The following is an 18,604-nucleotide window of genomic DNA, read 5'->3' on the forward strand; positions in this document are numbered from 1 at the left end:
GTCCTAGCCCAGGACGCGTACCGGCTCGCCGGCCAGGTAGGCGGTGATGTCGGCGACGGCCTCGCCGAAGAAGGTGCGGTAGTTGCCGGCGGTGACGTAGCCGAGGTGGGGGGTGGCGAGGAGCCGTGGCAGGGAGCGGAACTCGTGGTCGGCGGGGAGGGGTTCGGCGTCGAAGACGTCGACGGCGGCGCCGGCGAACCAGCCCTCGCGCAGCGCGGTGGCGAGCGCGGTCTGGTCGACGAGGCCGGCGCGTGAGGTGTTGACCAGGTAGGCGGTGGGCCGCAGCAGCCGGAGTTCGGGCTCGCCGATGATGGATCGCGTGCGGTCGCCGAGGACCAGGTGGAGGGAGACGAAGTCGCTGGTCTCCAGGAGTTCGGCGAGGGTGGCGAGGCGGGTGGCGCCGCCGGCTGCGGCGCGTTCGTCGGTGAGGTTGGGGCTCCAGGCGACGACGTCCATGCCGAACGCGGCGCCGACGCGGGCCACTCGGGCGCCGATCTTGCCGAGCCCGACCAGGCCCAGGCGGCGGCCGTGCAGGTCGGCGCCGACCGTGGACTGCCAGGGGCCGCCCTCGCGGAGGGCGGCGCTCTCGCGCGGGACCTCGCGGGCCAGGCCGAGGAGCAGCGCCCAGGTGAGCTCGACCGGCGGCTCGGGGCGGCTGAGCGTGCCGCAGACGGTGACGCCGTGGCTCCTGGCGGCGGCCAGGTCGACGGAGGCGTTGCGCATGCCGGTGGTGACGAGCAGCCGCAGGGCCGGCAGCCGGTCGAAGAGCTCGGCGGGGAACGGCGTGCGTTCGCGCATGATGACGACGATCTCGCAGTCGCGGATCGTCTCGACGAGACGGTCGCGGTCGGCGATGTGCTCGCGGACGACGGTGACGTCGAGGGCGTCGGCGAGCGGGGACCAGTCGGCGAGGGAGAGGGCGACGCCCTGGTAGTCGTCGAGCACGGCGCAGCGCAGCTTCGTAGCCATGGTCAGGGACGATAGCCCGTTGGCCGGCGGCGATACCATGCGGCGCCGGCGACCCGGCCGGTACGAGACGGGACCGCACGGGCCCGGTCCTCCGTGGAGCCGCTGCCGGCCGCCGTCACCTCATGTCCGCCGAAGGAATCGCGATGAACCCCGAACTGCCGCCCGCCGTTGTCGACATGCTCAGGTGCCCGGTCTGCGGCGGGAGGTTCGCGGCCGAGGGCGCGTTGCGGTGCGCGGCCGGGCACTCGTTCGACGTCGCCCGGCAGGGCTATGTGAACCTGCTGACAGGCCCCGGATCCGCGGCGGCGGCGCGGAACGCGGACAGCGCGGAGATGGTGCGGGCCAGGGTCGAGTTCCTGGGGGCCGGGCACTACGCGCGGGTGGCGGACGCGGTGGTGGCGGCGTGTCCGCCGGCGGCCGGGGCGGTGGTGGACGCCGGGGCCGGCACCGGGTACTACCTGTCGGCGGTGCTCGACGCCCGGCCGGGGGCGGTCGGGCTCGGCCTCGACCTGTCCAAGCACGCGCTGCGGTACACGGCGCGGGCGCACGGGCGGGCGGGAGCGGCGGTGTGCGACGTGTGGCGCGCGCTGCCGGTCGGGGACGGCGCGGCGGACGTGGTGTTGAACGTCTTCGCGCCGCGCAACGGGGCGGAGTTCCGGCGCGTGCTGCGTGAGGGGGGCGCGCTGGTGGTCGTCACGCCCTCGGATCGGCATCTGGCGGAGCTGCGTGGCCCGTTGGGCCTGCTGTCGGTGGACGAGGCGAAGGAGGAGCGGCTGCGGCGGTCGCTGGCCGGGCACTTCGGGGAGGCGGAGCACGCGGAGGCCGTCGAGTACCCGGTCGAGCTCACCCCGACGGAGGCGGTGGCGCTGGCGTCGATGGGCCCGGCGGCGCGGCACGTCGGGGCGGACGAGCTGCGCCGGCGGGCGGCGGCGCTGGGGGAGCCGGTACGGGCGACGGTCTCCGTGCGGGTGGCCGTGTTCCGGCGGGAGTGAGCCGCCCGGTCAGCCGCCGTCGGCGTGGCCCAGCGAGCGGTGGGGCGCGACGCGGTCGCGGGTGAGGCGCTTGATCTGGGTGGGTTCGGGGAAGCCCTGCGTCTTCCGGTCCCAGACCACCTCCTCGTTGACGCGGACCGTGAAGACCCCGCCGGTGCCGGGGACGAGCGCCACCTGGGCGAGTTCGGCCTCGAAGGTGGTGAGCAGTTCCTGGGCGAGCCAGGCCGCGCGGGGCAGCCAACGGCAGCGGGTGCAGTACTCGATGGAGACCGTGTGGCGGGTCGGGGTCGTCACCGTGAGCCGACCTCTCCTTCCGTCGGGGTGCCGAGGGCGGCGAGGCGCCGTCGCCAGGCCGCCGAGAGTTCCGTGAGCCAGCGGGCCGAGGCGTCGAGCGGGGCCGGTCTCACCCGGTACAGCACCTCGCGGCCGGCCCGGCCGCCCGCGACCAGGCCCGCCTCGCACAGCACCCGGAGGTGCTTGGCGACGGCCTGCCGGGAGACCGGGAGGCGGCCGGCGAGCGTGGTGGCGCTGGCCTGGCCGGCCTCGGCCAGCGCGTCGAGGAGCAGCCGGCGCGTCGGGTCGGCCAGTGCGACGAGGACGGGGCCGATCTCGCGCTGGTCGTGGCTCATGGCGACCCATCCTCCGGGCGGTGGATCACGTTGTCCATCTCACGGGCCGTCCGGCGACGGGACGCAACCGTACGGTAGCGCCTCGGCGTCCCCGGCTACCATGCGGGCATGTCTGACGCCCTCACGATCCGCACGGTCCTGGGAGACATCGCCCCCGGCGAGCTGGGGGTATGCGACGCCCACGACCATCTGTTCCTGCGTTCGGCGCTGCTGCCGGGGCAGGAGTTGGACGATCCGGTGGCGGCGGTCGCCGAGTTGCGGGCGTTCGCGGCGGCCGGCGGGCAGGCGGTGGCGCAGTGGACGCCGTTCGGTCTCGGCCGCAGGGCGGGCCGGCTCGGCGAGGTGTCGCGGGCGGCGGGGGTGCACGTGATCGCGGCCACCGGCTTCCACCAGGCGGCGCACGCGGGCGCGTTGCTGACGGAGCGGGTCGCGGGGCGGCTGGCGGAGCTGTTCGTGGACGAGTTGGTGCGCGGCCTGCGCAACGACGACGACCCGGACGCCCCGATGGGCACGGCCCGGGCCGGGATGATCAAGGTGGCGGGCGCGTTCCACGGTCTCGACGCGCACGCCCGCGCCGTGATGACGGCGGCCGCCGAGGCGCACCACGCGACGGACGCGCCGATCGGGGTCCATCTGGAGGGCGGCACGGCGGCGTTGGACGTGCTGGCGCTGCTGTGCGAGCGGCTTGACGTGCCGCCGGAACGGGTGATCCTCAGCCACCTCAACCGCTCCCCCGACGCCCGGGTGCACCGGCAGGCCGCCGAGGCGGGCGCGTTCCTGGCGTTCGACGGTCCCTCGCGCGCCCACCACGCCACCGACTGGCGGCTGTTGGACGCGCTGGCGGCGCTCTGCGAGGCGGGCCACGCCGACCGGCTGCTGCTCGGCGGCGACACCACCACGTCCCGGGCCCGCGCCACCACCGGCGGCGAGGGCCCCGGCATGCCGTTCCTGCTGGCGACGCTGCGGCCCCGCGTGGAACGCGAGTTGGGCGCCCGGGTGGCCAACGCGGTCTTCGTCGAGAACCCGGCCCGGGCCTTCGCGGCGCGTTGGAACGGCCGCTAGGCGACGGCGACCTGCCCTAGTCGAGGAGCGCGGCGGTCCACAACGCCGTGCGTTCCTCGACGTATGCGGCGTCGGAGCGCCAGGCGTCGCCGTGGCCGGTGCGCCAGTGGGTGGCCCAGGGTTCGGCGCCCAGCGCGGCCTGGTCGCGCAGGAAGTCGTGCATGGCGCGGGTGCGGGTGGTCAGCAGCGGCACCAGGGCGCGGCGGTCGGGCTCGTCGAGCCGGTAGGCGTCGACGAAGGTCCGCAGCCGGGCGGCGGCCAGCCGATCCGGGTGCCGGTAGGCGGGGTTGGCGGTGAGCTGGACGAAGCCGCGGGCGGCGTAGGCCAGGTCCCAGAGCCGGGTGCCGGGGCCCGCGCCGTCCCAGTCGATGATCGTCCAGGTGTCGGTGGGCTCGTCGACGACCAGGTTCCAGGGGGCGAGGTCGTGGTGGGCGATGATGTCGGGGTTCTCGACCGGGATGATGGGCCGCCAGTCGGCGTCCGGCGGCGGGGTGAAGTCGGCGACGGCGTCGTGGTAGTCGCGGATCAGCCGGGCGAGGTGGGCGAGGCGGTCGGCGGGGTCGAGCAGGCCCATCCGATCCGGCCAGAGGGTGGCGCCCGGGGCGAACGTCAGCACCTCGCGGCCGCGTTCGTCGATGCCGAGCGGGCGGGGCGCGGCGTGGTAGCCGACCGCGTGCAGGTGGGTGAGCAGGGCGTGCACGGCCGGGGTCCACGGCCCGGTGGGGCGGCGCACGGTGTCGCCGGCGCGGACCACGCCGGCGCTGACGTTGCCGCCCGTCAGCGGCGTCTCCTCGGTGGAACGGTGCATGGCGGGCAGTGTGGCACGGTGGCCCGCCCCGTCCGGTGAGGGGCCGGGCGGGGCGGGCGGTCGGGGGTGGGGTGAGGGCTACCGCGCGCCGGTGGTCAACGTGGCCGAGGAGGTCGTCGGCGCCGGCTCGGCCGGGCCGGCCTCGCGGAGGCCGAAGCGTTCGTGCAGGCGCCTGAGCGGCCCCGGGGCCCACCAGTTGGCGTCGCCGGCGAGGCGCATCGCGGCGGGGACCAGGACCGTTCTGATCAGCAGCGCGTCGACCAGCACGGCCAGGGCCATGCCGACGCCGAGCTGCTTGAGGAAGACGACGCTGCCGGTGACATAGGCGGCGAAGGTCAGCGCCAGGATGCCGGCGGCGGCCGTGATCAGCGGCGCGCTGCGCTGGATGCCGGCGGCCACGGCCGCCGTGTTGTCGCCGGTGCGGTCGTACTCCTCCTTGACGCGGGCCATGATGAACACCTCGTAGTCCATCGACAGCCCGTAGGCGATGCAGAACATCAGGATGGGGATGCTCGGTTCCATCCTGCCGGCCGGGGTGAAGTCCAGCAGGCCCGACAGGTTGCCGTCCTGGAAGACCCAGACGAGGGAGCCGAACATCACGGTGAGGCTGAGGACGTTGGCCACCGTGGCCTTGGCCGGGATGAGCACGCTGCCGGTCATCAGGAAGATGATGACGAAGGTGACCACCAGGATGATGGCGACGACCAGCGGCAGCCGGTCCAGCAGTGCCTCCCTGAAGTCGGTCATGGCGGCGGGGAATCCGCCGACCAGCACGTCGTAGGGGGCGTCCACGGCACGGATGTCGGCGACCAGTTCGGTCATGTCGCCCTCCAGCGCCGGCCGGTCGGCGACCACGGTGAGGCGGACGGCGTCGTCGGTGGCGAACCGCCCGGGCTCGGCGGGGTTCTCGCCCACCCGGGTGCCGTCCACGTAGGAGCCGGTGGGGGCGTCCACCTGGAAGACGCCCGGCTGCTCGGAGAGCAGGGCGGCGTACTCGTCGGTGGCGGCGCCGGTCGGCTGGTCGACGCCGGTGGCGACGATCTGCAGGCCGTCGGTGACCTCGGTGGGGAAGTTCTCGCGGATCTGCTCCTGGGTGACCCGGCTGGCGGCGTCCGCCGGCAGCACCCGCTCGTCCGGCAGGCCGAACTGGGCGCCGAGGAACGGGGCGCCGAGCGCGAGCAGGACGACGAGCACCGGCAGGCCGTACAGCAGCGGCCGGCGCATCACCCGCAGCGTGGACCGGTACCAGCGGCCCTGGGTGACGTCGGTCGTGGTGGCCGGCGGTCGGGGTCGCAGCACCCGGTGGCCGACGGCGGCCAGCGCGGCCGGCAGCAGCACGACGGCGCCGAACGCGGCCGTCAGGACGACGGCGATGCCGCCGTAGGCGAAGGACTGGAGGAAGGGGAAGGGGAACGCGAACAGCGCGGCGAGCGAGGCGGCCACGGTGATGCCGCTGAACAGCACGGTGCGGCCCGCGGTCTCGACGGTGCGGGCCGCGGCGGCCAGCTTGTCGCGGCCGGCCGCGCTCTCCTCCCGGAAGCGGGCGATGACGAACAGGCTGTAGTCGATGCCGAGTCCGAGGCCGAGCACCAGCGCCAGGTTGGCGGCGAAGGTGGAGACCTCGACGAACGCGGTGACGCCGCGCAGGATGGCCAGCGTGGCGAGCACCGAGAACAGGCCGACGCCCAGCGTGAGTCCGGCCGCCGACCAGCGGCGGTAGGCCCACACCAGCAGCACGAGCACCACCGGGATGATGACGGCCTCGGCGCGCAGGAAGTCCTGCCGCGACTCGTCGCTCACCTGCCGGAAGATCTCGTCCTGACCACCGGGCTGGACGGTGATCAGCGCCTCGTCCCGGGTGAACTCGGGTGAGACGTCGGCGAGTTCCTCGCGGACCTCGGTGGCGTCGCCGGCCAGCCAGGCGACCACGAGGGCCTGGGTGCGGTCCTCGCTGGCCAGGGTCGGGGTGTTGCCGCGGGTCCAGTAGGAGCCGACGGTGGTGACCAGTGGCTCCTCGGCCAGTTCCTCGGTCAGCGCTCTGCCCGCATCGGCCACCGCCGCGTCGTCGACCGTGCCCTCCTTCGCCGTGACGAGCAGCAGGAAGTTGGGGCTGCCGTCGCCGAACTCCTCGCGCAGGACGTCCTCGGCGCGGTCGGACTCGGAGCCCGGGGCCTCGAACCGGGACAGCGACAGGGCGCTCTGGGCTCCGGCGCCGATCGCGGCGGCGATCGCGAAGAGGATCGCCCCGACGACGAGCACGGCGCGGCGACGCCGGGTGGCCAGGCCGCCGAGCCGACTCAGCGGCGGCGGTGATGCGGACATGAACGTGACTCCTCGGTATGAACCCGTGTGGGGGTGGGTGGTGCGGAGCCGCTGGCCGCTTGGGTAGTGGCCGACGGCTCTCGTGGGTGAGCGACCGTCGCGGCGTTGCCGAAGCGGGCGGCTGCCCGCTTCGGCAGTGGCCGACGGCGGTCGTTGGTGATCAACCTCCTTGTCGGTCCAGCCAGTCGGCGGCGACGTCGAAGGCCTGCTGGGCTTCGAGCGCCATGTTGATGTAGTGGCCGGCGCCCGGGATCTCGACGACCTCGGTGTCGGGGCTGCCGGTGAACAGGGCCCGGTGTTCCTCGCCGCCCTCGACGCGGGCGCTCTCCGCCCCGTACATGAACAGCACCGGCACGTCGATCTCCGAGACGTGCTGGACGTCCATCAGCACGCCGCCGAGCTGGGAGACCATGTCGCCGCACGGGTGGGCGTTCTGCAGGGGCAGGGAGAGCTCCAGCACCTCGGGGTCGGTCTCGGTGAAGTTGCCGGTCTCGAACTCCTCGGTGCCGAGGTCGTAGTAGGCGTACCCGTCGTCACCGCCGCGCAGGCATGTCTGGAGCGAGGTGAAGAACCGGGCGTTGGCCTCGGGGGTGAGGCCGAGGTCCGTCCAGTCCATGATCATCAGCCCGTCGACGGCCTGGAAGGAGTAGGCGGCGATCTGGATGACCTGGCCGCCGTTGGACTGTCCGGCGAGGAAGACCCGCTCGAACGACGGGGTCTCGTCGCCGGGCAGCGCGTCCGGCTCGCCGATCTCGTAGGAGCCGTCGCGGAGTTGCTCGGTGATCTGGTGCGCCATGTCGGCCTGGCCGCCGATGCAGGAGCCGAGCCCGTTGGGCTGGTCGCTGGAGTCGTAGCCGAGCCGGTCGATGGTCAACGAGGCGTGGCCGCGCAGCGCCAGCTCCTCGGCGTAGTGGTAGCCCTCGGCGTCGAGCCGCCAGTACCACTCGCCGCCGGCGATGCCGTGCTCGTAGAGCGTGATCGGCGTCTCCTCGCCGGCCGCCTCGCCCTCCAACAGGGCGCGGGGCGCCGTGAGATGGCCGCGGATGGTGTAGGTCTCGCCGTCCACGGCGCAGGCGGCGAGGGTGCGGTTCTGGTTGACCACGGTGAAGGAGACGGGCACGTCGACGATGTCGGCGGCCGCCATCCGCTCCTGGGTCGCCTGGGCGGCGGCCTCGGCGTCGATCTCGGCGGCCCTGGCCTCGGCGACGGGATCGGCCACGGTGGGCGGCTCGGAGGCGACGGCGAGGGCCCAGTAGGCGGGGCTGAGCGCCAGCAGCGTGGCGACCGCCCCCAGGGCGAGGCTCTTCTTACTGCGGGGCATGGTCTACGGCCTCCTGGCTGCGTGCGGACGGGGGAGCGTGCGCTGGCTCACGCGGCGGCCCCCCTGGTGGATTCGAGGATCCCGGCGGCCCGGTACCAGGCGGCCTCGTCCGCGAAGGTCTGAGTCAACGGGCGGAAGGAGACGCCGAGTTCGCGCTCGGCGCGGGCCGAGGTGATCCGGGTGCGGTTGCCGTCGAGCAGCACCCGCACCCCCTCGCGGGTGGCGATGGGCGGCTGCCGCCGCAGCCTCGCCGAGAGTTCGAGCACGGTGGCGAAGGCGAAGGCCGCGCCGGCCGGCACCTCGCGGGGCGCCGGCACGCCGACGGACTCGGCGACCCCGCCCACGGTGCTGGCCAGCCGCTGCCAGCGTCCCGCCACGATGTAGCGGCGCAGGCTCTGGCCGCTCTCGGCCGCCCGCAGCAGGGCGCCGGCCACGTCGCGGACGTCCACCACGTGGTTGCCGGCGCGGGGCACCGCCCGCAGCTGCCGCCTGGCGACGGACAGGAAGAGCCGGCCGGCCGAGGTGGGGCCGACGTCGCGCGGGCCCCACATCCAGCCGGGCAGCACGATCGGCACCCGCAGCCCCGGCTCCGCGGCGCAGAACTCCCGGATCGCCTCCTCGGCCCGCACCTTGCTCGCCCGGTAGGAGTTGCGTTCCCAGCCGGGCGGCGGGGGCGCCGACTCGTCGGCCGGCGCCTCCTGGGTCCCGGGGGCCAGGGTGGTGATGGAGCTGGTGTGCACCACCACCGGCACCCCGGCGTCCACCGCCTCCCGCAGCAGCGCGCGGACCGCGTCCACGTTGGTGCGGAACAGCAGCGGCAGGTCGGGGTCCGGCTGGTAGTACTCGCGGAAGTAGGCCGCGGTGTGGATCACGGCGTCGGCGCCGGCCAGCGCGGACCGGTAGCTCGCCGGGTCGTTGACGTCACCGACGACCAGGGTCAGGCCGGCGTGGTCCGGCAGCAGCCGGCGCGCCTTGTCCGCGTCGCGGACCAGGGCCACGGCCTCGCGGCCCTCGGTCAGCAACTGCTCGACGACGGCGGTGCCGAGCAGCCCGGTCGCTCCGGTCACCACGACGCGGTGGGGAAGTCGGCCGCTCATGGGGCGTCCTCCAGTACGGGTTCCGGTTTCCGCGGCCCGGCCGGTGGCTGGCCGGCCGCCGAAGGCGGCGCCGGCTCGGGGACCTCCTCGCGGAGGCCGAACCGTTCCTGGAAGCGGGCGAGCGGGGCCGGCGCCCACCAGGTGAGCCGGCCGCCGAGCCGCATCACGGCGGGCAGCAGCAGGCCGCGGACGAGCGTCGAGTCGACGATGACGGCGAGCGCCACGCCGAGCCCGAGCATCTTGGTGTTGGTGATGCGCGAGGTGCCGATGGCCACCAGCACCACGGAGAGGATCAGCGCGGCCGCCGTGATGACGCCGCCGGTGCGCTGCACGCCGGCCACGATGGCGCCCGGGGAGTCGCCGGTGCGGCGGTACTCCTCGGTGACCCTGGACAGCAGGAACACGCCGTAGTCCATGGACAGGCCGAACGCGACGCAGAACATCAGCACCGGCAGCGTGACCTCGATGGTGCCGGTCGCCGTGAAGCCGAGCGCCCCGGAGAGGTTGCCGTCCTGGAAGACCCAGACGACGGCGCCGAACATGGCCGACAGGCTCAGCGCGTTGAGCACCACCGACATCACCGGGATCAGCAGGCTGCCGGTGAGCAGGAACATCAGCAGCAGCGAGGCGCCGACGATGATCAGCAGCGCCCAGCCGAGCCGCGAGGAGATGGCCTCCTTGCTGTCCTCCAGCACGGCCGCGTCGCCGCCGACCAGGGTCTCGAAGGCGCGGAAGTCGGCCTGGCCGGCCAGGTCGCGGGCGCCGAGCACGATCTCCTGGGCCTCGGCCGAGCTGACCTCGATGCCGGACTCGGGCACCACCGACAGGTGGCTCATGCCCTCGTGGGCCCGCAGCGCGTGCGCCGGGGTCTCGGAGACGGTCCGCACGCCGTCCTCGTAGGTGCCGACGGGGCTGTCGACGGAGGCGACGCCGGGCAGTTCGGAGAGCCGCAGGGCGAAGCTCTCGATGCCGTCCGCGTCGCGCTCCGAGTCGGCCTGGCGGGCGACGAGTTCGACGGTGGCGGTGGCGCTGGAGTCGAAGTCGTCCCGGATGATGTCCTGCGCCACCCTGGCCTCGGCGGTCTCGGGCAGCTGCCGGTCGTCGGTGGTGCCGAACTCCACGCGGAGGAACGGCAGTCCGACGACGACCAGGACGACGGTGGTGCCGACCGCCACCAGCGGCGCGTGTTTCACCGCGGTGCCCGCGATCCGCCGCCAGGCGCCGCCGTCGGCGGCGACGGCCGCCGCCGGGTCGCGGCGCCGCCGCACCCGCAGCGCGTCGACCCGGTGGCCGAGGAGCAGCAGCACGGCCGGCAGCAGCACCAGGGCCGCCGCGGCGGCGAGCAGCACCACGCTGATGCCGGCGTAGGCGAAGGAGCGCAGGAAGTAGAGCGGGAAGACCAGCATCGCGGAGAGCGAGACGGCGACCGTGAGCGCCGAGAACAGCACGGCGCGGCCGGCGGTCCGCACGGTCCTGGCGACGGCCTCGCGCGGGGCGAGGCCGCCGGCCAGCTCCTCCCGGTAGCGGCGCACGATGAGCAGGGCGTAGTCGATGGCCAGGCCGAGGCCGAGCGCGGTGGTGAGGTTCTGCGCGAAGATCGAGACGTCGGTGAACTCGGTGACGACGCGCAGCGCCGCGTTGGTGCCGAGGATCGCCACCACGCCCACGCCCAGCGGGAGCAGGGCGGCGACCACGCCGCCGAACACCAGGATGAGGATGATCAACGTGATGGGCAGGGCGATGAGTTCGGCGGTGAGCAGGTCCTCCGAGATGGTCTCCTGGACCTGGCCGATGGCGGCGACGGTGCCGCCGATCCGCACCTCGACCTGCTCGGTGCCCTCCGGGGTGCCCCGGAAGTCGGGTTCGAGCCGCTCCAGGACGGCCTGGGCCTCGTCCTCGGTGCCCTCGATGTGGGCCAGGATCAGCGCGTGGTCGCGCTCCTCGGAGCGCAACTGCTCGGCTCCGGTGGCCCAGTAGGAGGTGACGCCGGAGACGTCGGGCTGGAACGCCAGGCGTTCGGCGAGCCGGATGCCGTCGGCCGCGACCGCGCGGTCGTCGACGGTGCCGCCGTCCGGGGCGCTGACCACCAGCACCAGGTTGGGCTCGCTGGCCGGGAAGGCGCCCTCCAGCAGCTCGGTGGCCTGGGCCGACTCGGAACCCTCGTCCTCCGTGCCGCCGTTGAGGAGCCGGTCGGCGACGTCGCCGCCGACCAGCACCGCGTCGATGATGAACAGCACCGCCAGCAGCAGCACGAACCTGGGCCACCCGGGTCTGGTGCCCGCGTCCTCTGATCGTGGTTTCGCCATGGGTCAGGTCACCGCCGTCCCTGGGCGTCGCCGGCCGGGGCGTCCGCCGACTCCGGTACGCGGGCGAGGAGTTCGCCGAACGAACGGGAGCCGTCGAGCACCAGCGCCGCGCCGACCACGCCGTCCGGGCGGACGTACACGGCCTGGGCCGGGCGGGTCTCGTGGGTGGTGGCGACGTCGTGGGTGGCGGCCCCCGGGACCCCGCCGGAGGCGACGAGCAGCACGTCGACGGCCTCCCGGTCGAAGCGGGCCCTGGCCTGCTCGGCGGCCTCGGCGGCCGTTCCCGCGCCGTCGTCGAAGACGACGACGGCGTGCCGGCCGGCGGACAGGTAGCCGTGCAGGGTGGCCGACCTGGTGCCGCGCACCGGGGTGAGCACCAGGTCGGGCATCCGGCGTCCCGGGGTGACGCCGGCGCCGCCGGGCGCGGCGTCGACGGCCGGGCTGGCGGTCAGGTCCAGGTCGATCTGGGCGATCTCCGGGATGAGGCGGCGCTCCAGGGCGCCGCTCTTCGACAGCCGGCGCAGCAGGGTGTCGCGCAGGCCCCGCAGCAGCGGGTTGCGCACCATCCACAGCTTGGTCTGCCGGTCGGCGTTGCGCACGGCCCGCACGGCGGTGGGCCGGCGCTCGGCCTCGTAAGCGTCGAGCAGCGACTCGTCGGCGCCCCGGCAGACGGCGGCGAGCTTCCAGCCGATGTCGTAGCCGTCCTGGACGCCGGTGTTGAGGCCCTGGCCGCCGGCGGGGCTGTGCACGTGGGCGGCGTCGCCGGCGAGGAAGACGGCGCCCTGCCGGAAGGCGCCGGCGACCCTGGCGTGCACCTGGAACCTGCTGGTCCACCAGGACTCGCCGATCCGCCACTTGCCGGGCCCGCGCTCGTCGAGCAGTTGCTGGAGCTCGGCGGTGGTGGGCCGGTCGGTCCTGGTGCCGGCCGGCTGGTCGAAGAAGACCCGGTGGCCGCCCTTGGGCAGCGCCACGACCACCAGCACGCCGTCCGGCGTCAGGTGGTACTGGGCCTCGGCCTCCGGCAGCGGGGCGCCGCCGGCGGCGTCGAGGACGACGTCGCCGAGCAGGAAGTCCCGCGGGTAGGTGTCGCCTTCGAAGGGCATGCCGAGCGCGCCGCGCACGGTGCTGTGCATGCCGTCGGCGGCGATCAGCCAGCGGGCCCGCAGGGTGGTCTCGGCGCCGTCCGCCTCGTCGAGGGTGACCTCGGCGAAGTCGCCGCCCGCGGTGACGGACCGCACGGTGGTGTTCCACCGCACGGTGCCGCCGAGTTGGGTGAGACGCTCGTAGAGCAGCTCCTCGATGACGGGCTGCGGCACGCTCAGCGGCCCCGGGAAGCGGGTGTTGGGGAGGCCGCCGAAGGTGACGGCGGCGACCTTGCGGCCGCGCGACCAGTAGGAGGCGCCGGCCAGCGGGAGGGCGCGCTCGGCCACCTGCTCGGCGACGCCGACCCGGTCGAGCACCTCGAGGGCGCCGCTCCAGGTGACGATGGCCTTGGGCGCGGTGGCCGGCCCGCTCCGCCGGTCCACGACGGTCACGTCCACGCCCTGCCGCAGCAGGGTGCAGGCGGCGGTCAGGCCCGTGGGCCCGGCTCCCGCGACGAGTACGGTCCGGTCCTCGGTCATGCGCCGGCTCCTTCGGGGATGTGGTCGGGGTCGAGTCCGAGCAGCGTGGCGATCTCCTTGACCGCCTGGCTCGTGTCGTGGAAGAGCACGGTGTGCATGCCGAGTTCGCGCGCCGGCAGCAGGTTCTCCTCGGTGTCGTCCACGAACAGGCAGCTGCTCGGCTCCGCGTCGAGCCGGGCGAGCAGCCTGCGGTAGATCTCCGGGTCCGGCTTGCGCACCCGTTCCACGGAGGAGTCGACGACGACGTCGAAGAGCTCGTCGACGGGCAGCGTCGCCCGCCAACGCGGCTCCCACTCCCGCACGTTGTTGGTGAGCAGCGCCACGCGACGGCCGTCCTCCCGTACCGTCCGCAGAAACGTGACGAGCTCCTCGTTGGCGTGCCGGCCGAGGAACCACAGCTCCCCGAACGAACGCCCGTCCAACAGGTCGGCGGTCTCCGGCGGCATCTCGTCGGTGACGCGCCGCACCATCTGTTCCTCGGTGATGGCCGCGATCTCCAGGTCGGCCATGGGTGTCGCGCCGTGTCGCCTGGTCGCGGCGGCGAAGGCGGCCGCGATGGTCTCCAGGGGGATGCCGGTGCGGTCGGCGAACGCCTGGTACGTCTCCAGCAGCGGGTTGGTCAGGACGCCGCCGTAGTCGCACACCAGGGTGGTGATCCCGGATTCGCCGGTCAGGCCCACAGCGCCACCTCCAGGGCGACCTCGCTCACGGTGCTGCCGCTCTGCTCCAGGAGGATGTCGACGGGGACCGAGAGCAGCCCGACCGCCTTGGACTGCCGCACGCCGCCCACCCGGGCGTCCACCGTGGTCGCCAGGTCGAGCTCGGCGAACTCGGGGAAGTGCGCGCGCAGTTCGGTGACGAGCAGCTGCTCGGGGAAGAGGCCGTGCAGCCGGGCGACGGCGGCGACCGCCAGCTGGCGTGCCGCCTCCAGCTGGAGGTTGCCCGGCACGTGGTCGAGTTCGTGGTCGAACAGGTGCGGGTGGCGGGTGTCCACGACGAGCCGGGCGCGCGCGTTGCCGCTGGGGTCGACGGTGGGCTCGGTCACCACGACGTTGCGCGGGTCGTGGCGGCCGAGGGCGGCCGGGGCGGCGGGCGCGAGGCGGGAGACCAGGGTGGACGCCGGGGCGGCCGTGCGCACCCGGTCGCGGCCCTTGGCCCGCAGCATGCTGAAGGCACGCTTGCTGACGAAGACCAGGCCGCCGCTGGCCTCCAGGGCCGGCACGTCGTCGACGAACATCACGGCGTCGAAGTCGAAGCCGAGCACCCGGCCGGCGCGGTTGCGCTCGGCCCGCACGTCGAGCGAGATGACGAGGTGGGCCGGCCTGGTGCCGATGCGCAGCGCGTCGACGGAGCGGACCTGGTAGTTCATGGCCTTGAAGATGAAGGCCGAGTCCAGCGGGACGTCGAGGTGGCGGTGGGCCACGAAGACGCCGGACTGCCGCAGCACCTCGACGATGAGGAGGAAGTCGTAGGTCGCGGAGCGCTCGCCTATGAGGTGTCCGCGGGGAAGCTGGGCGGCCACCTCGAAGGTGGCCTCGGCTCTGCCGATCCCGTTGGTCGCGGCCGCGACCGAGTCGGTGATGAAGACCTCGGCGACGGACGCCCGGTGCACCAGCGCACGCGGGACGGTCGCGTCGTACCTGAGTCGGTCGCGGGACGAGGCCGAGGGGAGTTTCGTGGGCAGGGTCATGCCGTGCTCTCCTTACCGGGTCCTGAGGACGGGACATCGCGTTCGACGCCCCGCCTAGCGACCATGGCGGGGCCCGCTGACCGGCCGTTGGAAGAAACGCTGAAGCCCCCTGAAGGCGCCCCTGAAGGAAAGCTGACGACCGCCACCATGAACTCCGCGTAACCACTGCGTGATCACGCGTTCCGTCGCCTATGCTCCACACATCAGCGGAACGCACGGCCGAAGTGACCAATTCGGAAAAAGTCGTGATCGATTACGGGGGTTGTCGTGAGTCACGATGGTGTTCGGTTCGAGGTGCTGGGCCCTGTAAGAGCACTGCGCGGGGCCGACGAGATACCGCTGGGACCACCGCGCCAGCGAGCGGTGTTGACCGCACTGCTGCTGCGCGCGCCACGTCCGGTCTCGGCGGAGCGGATCATCACCACGGTCTGGGGCGACGGCGCCCCGGCCCACGCGGTGAACCTGGTACAGAAGTACGTGTCGGGGTTGCGGCGTTGCCTCCCCGACAGCGCGCCCATCACTCTGAGTTCCGGCGGCTACTCGCTCCACCCCGGGGACGGCTTCGACCTCTGGGAGTTCGAACAACTGCTGGCCACCGCGCGCGCCGCCCGGGCGGGTGGCCGCGCCGACACCGCGTCCGAGGCGCTGACCAAGGCCACGGCGCTGTGGCGGGGTCCGCTCGCGGAGGGCATCGGCGGCCCCGGTATCGAACTGGAGCGCGATCGACTGGCCGAGCAGCAACTCATCGCCTTCGAGGACCTGTACGCGCTGGGCCTGCTGCTCGGCCGCGGCCCCGACTCGGTGCCCGAGCTGGTCAGGCTCGCCGCCGAACACCCGCAGCGGGAACGGCTGCACGGGCTGCTCATGCGCGCACTCGCCCAGTCCGGGCGCCAGATAGAGGCCCTGGACGTCTACGCCCGCATCCGCCGCCGGCTCGCCGACGAGTACGGCACCGACCCGGGCCCCGAACTCCGCTCGGCCCACCAGCAGGTGCTCTCCGGCGCCACCCAACAGGTGGCCGCCGAGCCCACCCAGGACGTGCCCACCGCCGTGCCCGCCCAACTCCCCCACGAGGCCTTCGGGTTCACCGGGCGTCGCGGGCAGGTCGAGCAGATCACCAGCCTGCTGCGCTCGGACGGCATGCCCATCGTCTATGTGGAGGGCACCGCAGGCGTCGGCAAGACCGCGCTGGTCGTGCACTGCGCCCACCAGGTCGCCGACGACTTCCCCGACGGGCAGCTCTTCGCCGACCTGCGCGGCTTCGACCAGCTGGGGCCCGCCCATCCCACCGAGATCCTGGGCGGCTTCCTCCGCGCCTTAGGCATCCCCGCGCAGCGGGTACCACCCGACACACGGGAACGCTCCGACCTCTTCCGCACCCTGCTCGCCAAGCGCCGGGTGCTCGTCGTGCTGGACAACGCCGCCCACGCCGACCAGATCAGACCCCTGCTCCCCGGATCACGCGGCTGCGCCGTGCTGATCACCACCCGCCGCGGGCTCCCCGGACTCGTGGCCCGAGAAGGCGCCCGCCGAGTGGTACTGCCCGTGCTGTCCGCGCGGGAGGCCGAGCACCTGCTGCGCACCATGCTCGGCCCGGCCGCCGTCGGCCCCGCCGCCACCCAGATCGCCCGGCTCTGCGGCTACCTGCCGCTCGCCCTGCGCCTGGTGGCCGCCGGCGCCGCCGTCAGAGCCGAGGGCCTGGACGCCGTCGCCGGCCAGCTGGCCGCCGAGGGCCCGCTCGCCGGCGCCGCCATTCCGGGCGACGAGAGCCTGTCGCTCTCCGCCTCGCTCGACCTCTCCTACGGCACCCTGGACGAGACGGCCCGCCGGGTGCTGCGCCGGCTCGGCCTGGTGCCGGGCCCCAACCTCACCCGCAAGGGCGCGGCGGTGGTGGCGGGCGCGGAGACCGCGGAGACCGAACGGGTGCTCCACTCGCTGGTCGCCGCCAACCTGATCGAGGCCGAGGCGCCGGGGCTCTACCGCTTCCCGCACGACCTGCTGCGCGAGTACGCGCGGAAGCGGGCGCTCGCCGAGGAGCCGCACGCCGAGCGGGAGGCCGCCGTCCACCGGCTGACCGCCTGGTCGATGCGGGCCGCCTCGGTGTTCGACGGCGGCTCCGGGCGGCTGTTCGTCGTCGCGCCGGGCGGCGAGATCGCCTCGGCCGAGGACGAGTTGCAGGCCAGGGCCGACCGGAAGCGGCCGCCGGTCGCCGAGTTGGCGAACCTGGCCCCGCTCGCCGAGTACGCGGCCGAGCACGGCCCCTACCCCGCCGCCTGGATGCTCGCCCAACGGCTGTGGGGCATGTGCAAGCACCACAGCCTGATGCCCGAGTGGCTGGCCGGCGCGCAGGCCGGGCTGCGGGCGGCGCGCCGGGCCGGCGACCAGCAGGCCGAGGCGGAGCTGTCCATCAGCCTCGTCGACGCCATGCTGACGGCCGGCCGCATGGAGCAGGCCGAGCAGCACGCCCTGCGCGCGCTCGACCTGGGCCGGCGGCACGAGCTGCCGGGGCCGCTGGCCGCCGCCCACGAGCACCTGGGGCGCTCCCGCTGGCTCACCGGCGATCTCACCGAGGCGCACGAGCTGTTGGCGGAGGCCGTCCGCCGGTACGGCCGGCTCCAGCAGCCGCTGCGGCTGGCGCTGGCGCTCGCCGCGCTGGGCCGGGTCGACCTCGACCTGGGCCGGCCCGAGCTCGCCAAACGGGCCTACGGGACGGCGCTGCGGCTCGCCGTCGCGCACCGGGCGCTCCCCATGCTGGCGGTGCTGAGGGCGGAACTGGGCATCGTGCTGGGCGCGCTCGGCGACCAGGAGGCGGCGGTGGCGTCCCTGGAGGCCGCCGTCGCGGTGGCGGGCGAGCTGCCGCGGCCGATCGCGCTGGGGCACGCGTACCTCAGCACGCATCTCGCGGCGCTCGGGGAGCGCGACCGGGCCAGGGCCGCCTGCCAGAAGGGCCTGAGCACCGCCGAGAACAACGGCGACCGGTGGGCGCACGTCGAGGCCCGCAACGCGGTGGGCAGGACGTTGACCCTGCTCGGCGACACCGCGGGCGCCATCACCCAACACCAGGCGGCACTGGCCCAGTCCAGGGGGCTCAGCTACCGGCGCGGCGAACTCCACGCGCTGGCCGGCCTCGCCGAGGCCGCCGAACACTCCCCGGAGGGCGCCCAGTGGGCGCGCCAGGCCACGTCGCTGGCCAGACGCCACGGCTACGCCGGGATGGTCAGGCAGCTGGCCACACTCGACGCGCACGTCGACCACGACGACGAGGCGCGCGACCACGAGGCGCCGCGTCTGCGGATCGCCTGACGGCGGGTCGGGCCACGCTCCGCGCTTTCGCGCGGACGGGCCGGGGCGCCACCGCGCTGCGCGCGGTGAGCGACGGACGCGCTCCGCGCGGGACAACGGCGTCCCGCCGGCGCCCTGACGGGCGGTCGACACCTCCGACGAGGGACGACGGACGACGCGACGCACGGCTCCGCACGGCCTCCGCGTACCGGGACGACGGCGTCCCGGAGACCGCCGTCCTGACGGGCCGCGATCCTGAAGACCGCCATGGGGGCGGCGGCCGGCACGGCCATGCGCCTCGGGCTCCGCCCTGGGAACGACGGCGTTCCGCCGGTGTCCCGGGCGGAACGGCCGACAGACCCGCGACAACCGCACCACGCACGCCCACCCGGCCCGCGTTCCGGGACGACGCGGTCCCGCGAGCCACCGCCGCGCCGCGGGCCGCGCTCCGCGCGGGTCAACCGGGCGCGACCGCGCTGCGAGCGGTGGGCGGCGGGCACGCTT

14 protein-coding genes are annotated in these 18,604 nt (G+C 74.4%); 3 read left to right on the forward strand and 11 right to left on the reverse strand.

Annotation, left to right across the window (positions count from 1 at the left end; all coding sequences use genetic code 11):
* Positions 1–3 precede the first annotated feature (3 nt).
* Positions 4–969 carry a D-2-hydroxyacid dehydrogenase family protein gene (locus RNC47_RS17065; RefSeq protein ID WP_311599710.1) on the reverse strand — a complete coding sequence of 322 codons (966 nt, stop codon included), beginning with the start codon at positions 967–969 and terminating at the stop codon, positions 4–6.
* A gap of 143 nt (positions 970–1,112) precedes the next feature.
* Here RNC47_RS17065 and RNC47_RS17070 point away from each other — a divergent pair, with 143 nt between their 5' ends.
* Positions 1,113–1,961 carry a putative RNA methyltransferase gene (locus RNC47_RS17070; RefSeq protein WP_394814803.1) on the forward strand — a complete coding sequence of 283 codons (849 nt, stop codon included), beginning with the start codon at positions 1,113–1,115 and terminating at the stop codon, positions 1,959–1,961.
* A gap of 9 nt (positions 1,962–1,970) precedes the next feature.
* Here the strand turns inward: RNC47_RS17070 and RNC47_RS17075 are convergent, their stop codons facing one another.
* Both RNC47_RS17075 and RNC47_RS17080 read right to left on the reverse strand, forming a co-directional pair.
* On the reverse strand, positions 1,971–2,255 hold the full coding sequence (locus RNC47_RS17075) for a SelT/SelW/SelH family protein (RefSeq protein WP_311599713.1): 285 nt from the start codon (positions 2,253–2,255) through the stop codon (positions 1,971–1,973).
* Positions 2,252–2,590, reverse strand: coding sequence for an ArsR/SmtB family transcription factor (locus RNC47_RS17080; RefSeq protein WP_311599715.1), 339 nt, complete (start codon positions 2,588–2,590; stop codon positions 2,252–2,254). Before RNC47_RS17080 ends, RNC47_RS17075 begins: the two co-directional genes overlap by 4 nt.
* Before the next feature lie 108 nt (positions 2,591–2,698).
* Here RNC47_RS17080 and RNC47_RS17085 point away from each other — a divergent pair, with 108 nt between their 5' ends.
* Complete coding sequence (locus RNC47_RS17085; RefSeq protein ID WP_311599717.1) at positions 2,699–3,652, forward strand: phosphotriesterase family protein; 954 nt, start codon at positions 2,699–2,701, stop codon at positions 3,650–3,652.
* Between the two features lie 16 nt (positions 3,653–3,668).
* Here RNC47_RS17085 and RNC47_RS17090 read toward each other — a convergent pair whose 3' ends face one another.
* From RNC47_RS17090 to RNC47_RS17125, 8 genes are all read right to left on the reverse strand, one after another.
* Positions 3,669–4,460 (reverse strand): aminoglycoside phosphotransferase family protein, encoded by a 792-nt coding sequence (locus tag RNC47_RS17090; RefSeq protein WP_311599719.1) that lies wholly within the window; start codon positions 4,458–4,460, stop codon positions 3,669–3,671.
* Positions 4,461–4,538: 78 nt separating this feature from the next.
* Positions 4,539–6,782, reverse strand: coding sequence for an MMPL family transporter (locus tag RNC47_RS17095; RefSeq protein ID WP_311599720.1), 2,244 nt, complete (start codon positions 6,780–6,782; stop codon positions 4,539–4,541).
* A gap of 160 nt (positions 6,783–6,942) precedes the next feature.
* Positions 6,943–8,103 (reverse strand): alpha/beta hydrolase, encoded by a 1,161-nt coding sequence (locus RNC47_RS17100; protein WP_311599722.1) that lies wholly within the window; start codon positions 8,101–8,103, stop codon positions 6,943–6,945.
* Between the two features lie 47 nt (positions 8,104–8,150).
* A complete protein-coding gene (locus tag RNC47_RS17105) occupies positions 8,151–9,200 on the reverse strand; it encodes an NAD-dependent epimerase/dehydratase family protein (protein WP_311599723.1) in 1,050 nt (349 codons plus the stop codon).
* Complete coding sequence (locus RNC47_RS17110) at positions 9,197–11,506, reverse strand: MMPL family transporter (protein ID WP_311599724.1); 2,310 nt, start codon at positions 11,504–11,506, stop codon at positions 9,197–9,199. Before RNC47_RS17110 ends, RNC47_RS17105 begins: the two co-directional genes overlap by 4 nt.
* A gap of 8 nt (positions 11,507–11,514) precedes the next feature.
* Positions 11,515–13,128 (reverse strand): FAD-dependent monooxygenase, encoded by a 1,614-nt coding sequence (locus RNC47_RS17115; protein WP_311599726.1) that lies wholly within the window; start codon positions 13,126–13,128, stop codon positions 11,515–11,517.
* Positions 13,125–13,808: an HAD family hydrolase gene (locus RNC47_RS17120; protein ID WP_311599727.1), complete on the reverse strand. Its 684-nt coding sequence runs from the start codon at positions 13,806–13,808 to the stop codon at positions 13,125–13,127. Before RNC47_RS17120 ends, RNC47_RS17115 begins: the two co-directional genes overlap by 4 nt.
* Entirely contained in the window at positions 13,799–14,818 is a 1,020-nt protein-coding gene (locus tag RNC47_RS17125; RefSeq protein WP_311599729.1) for a ScbA/BarX family gamma-butyrolactone biosynthesis protein, read from the reverse strand. The genes RNC47_RS17120 and RNC47_RS17125 overlap by 10 nt, the downstream gene beginning before the upstream one ends.
* 267 nt (positions 14,819–15,085) lie before the next feature.
* On the opposite strand from RNC47_RS17125, the gene RNC47_RS17130 reads away from it, so the two are divergent.
* A complete protein-coding gene (locus RNC47_RS17130; RefSeq protein WP_311599731.1) occupies positions 15,086–18,121 on the forward strand; it encodes an AfsR/SARP family transcriptional regulator in 3,036 nt (1,011 codons plus the stop codon).
* Positions 18,122–18,604: the final 483 nt, after the last annotated feature.

This window comes from Streptomyces millisiae (assembly GCF_031845425.1).
GTDB lineage: Bacteria > Actinomycetota > Actinomycetes > Streptomycetales > Streptomycetaceae > Streptomyces > Streptomyces millisiae.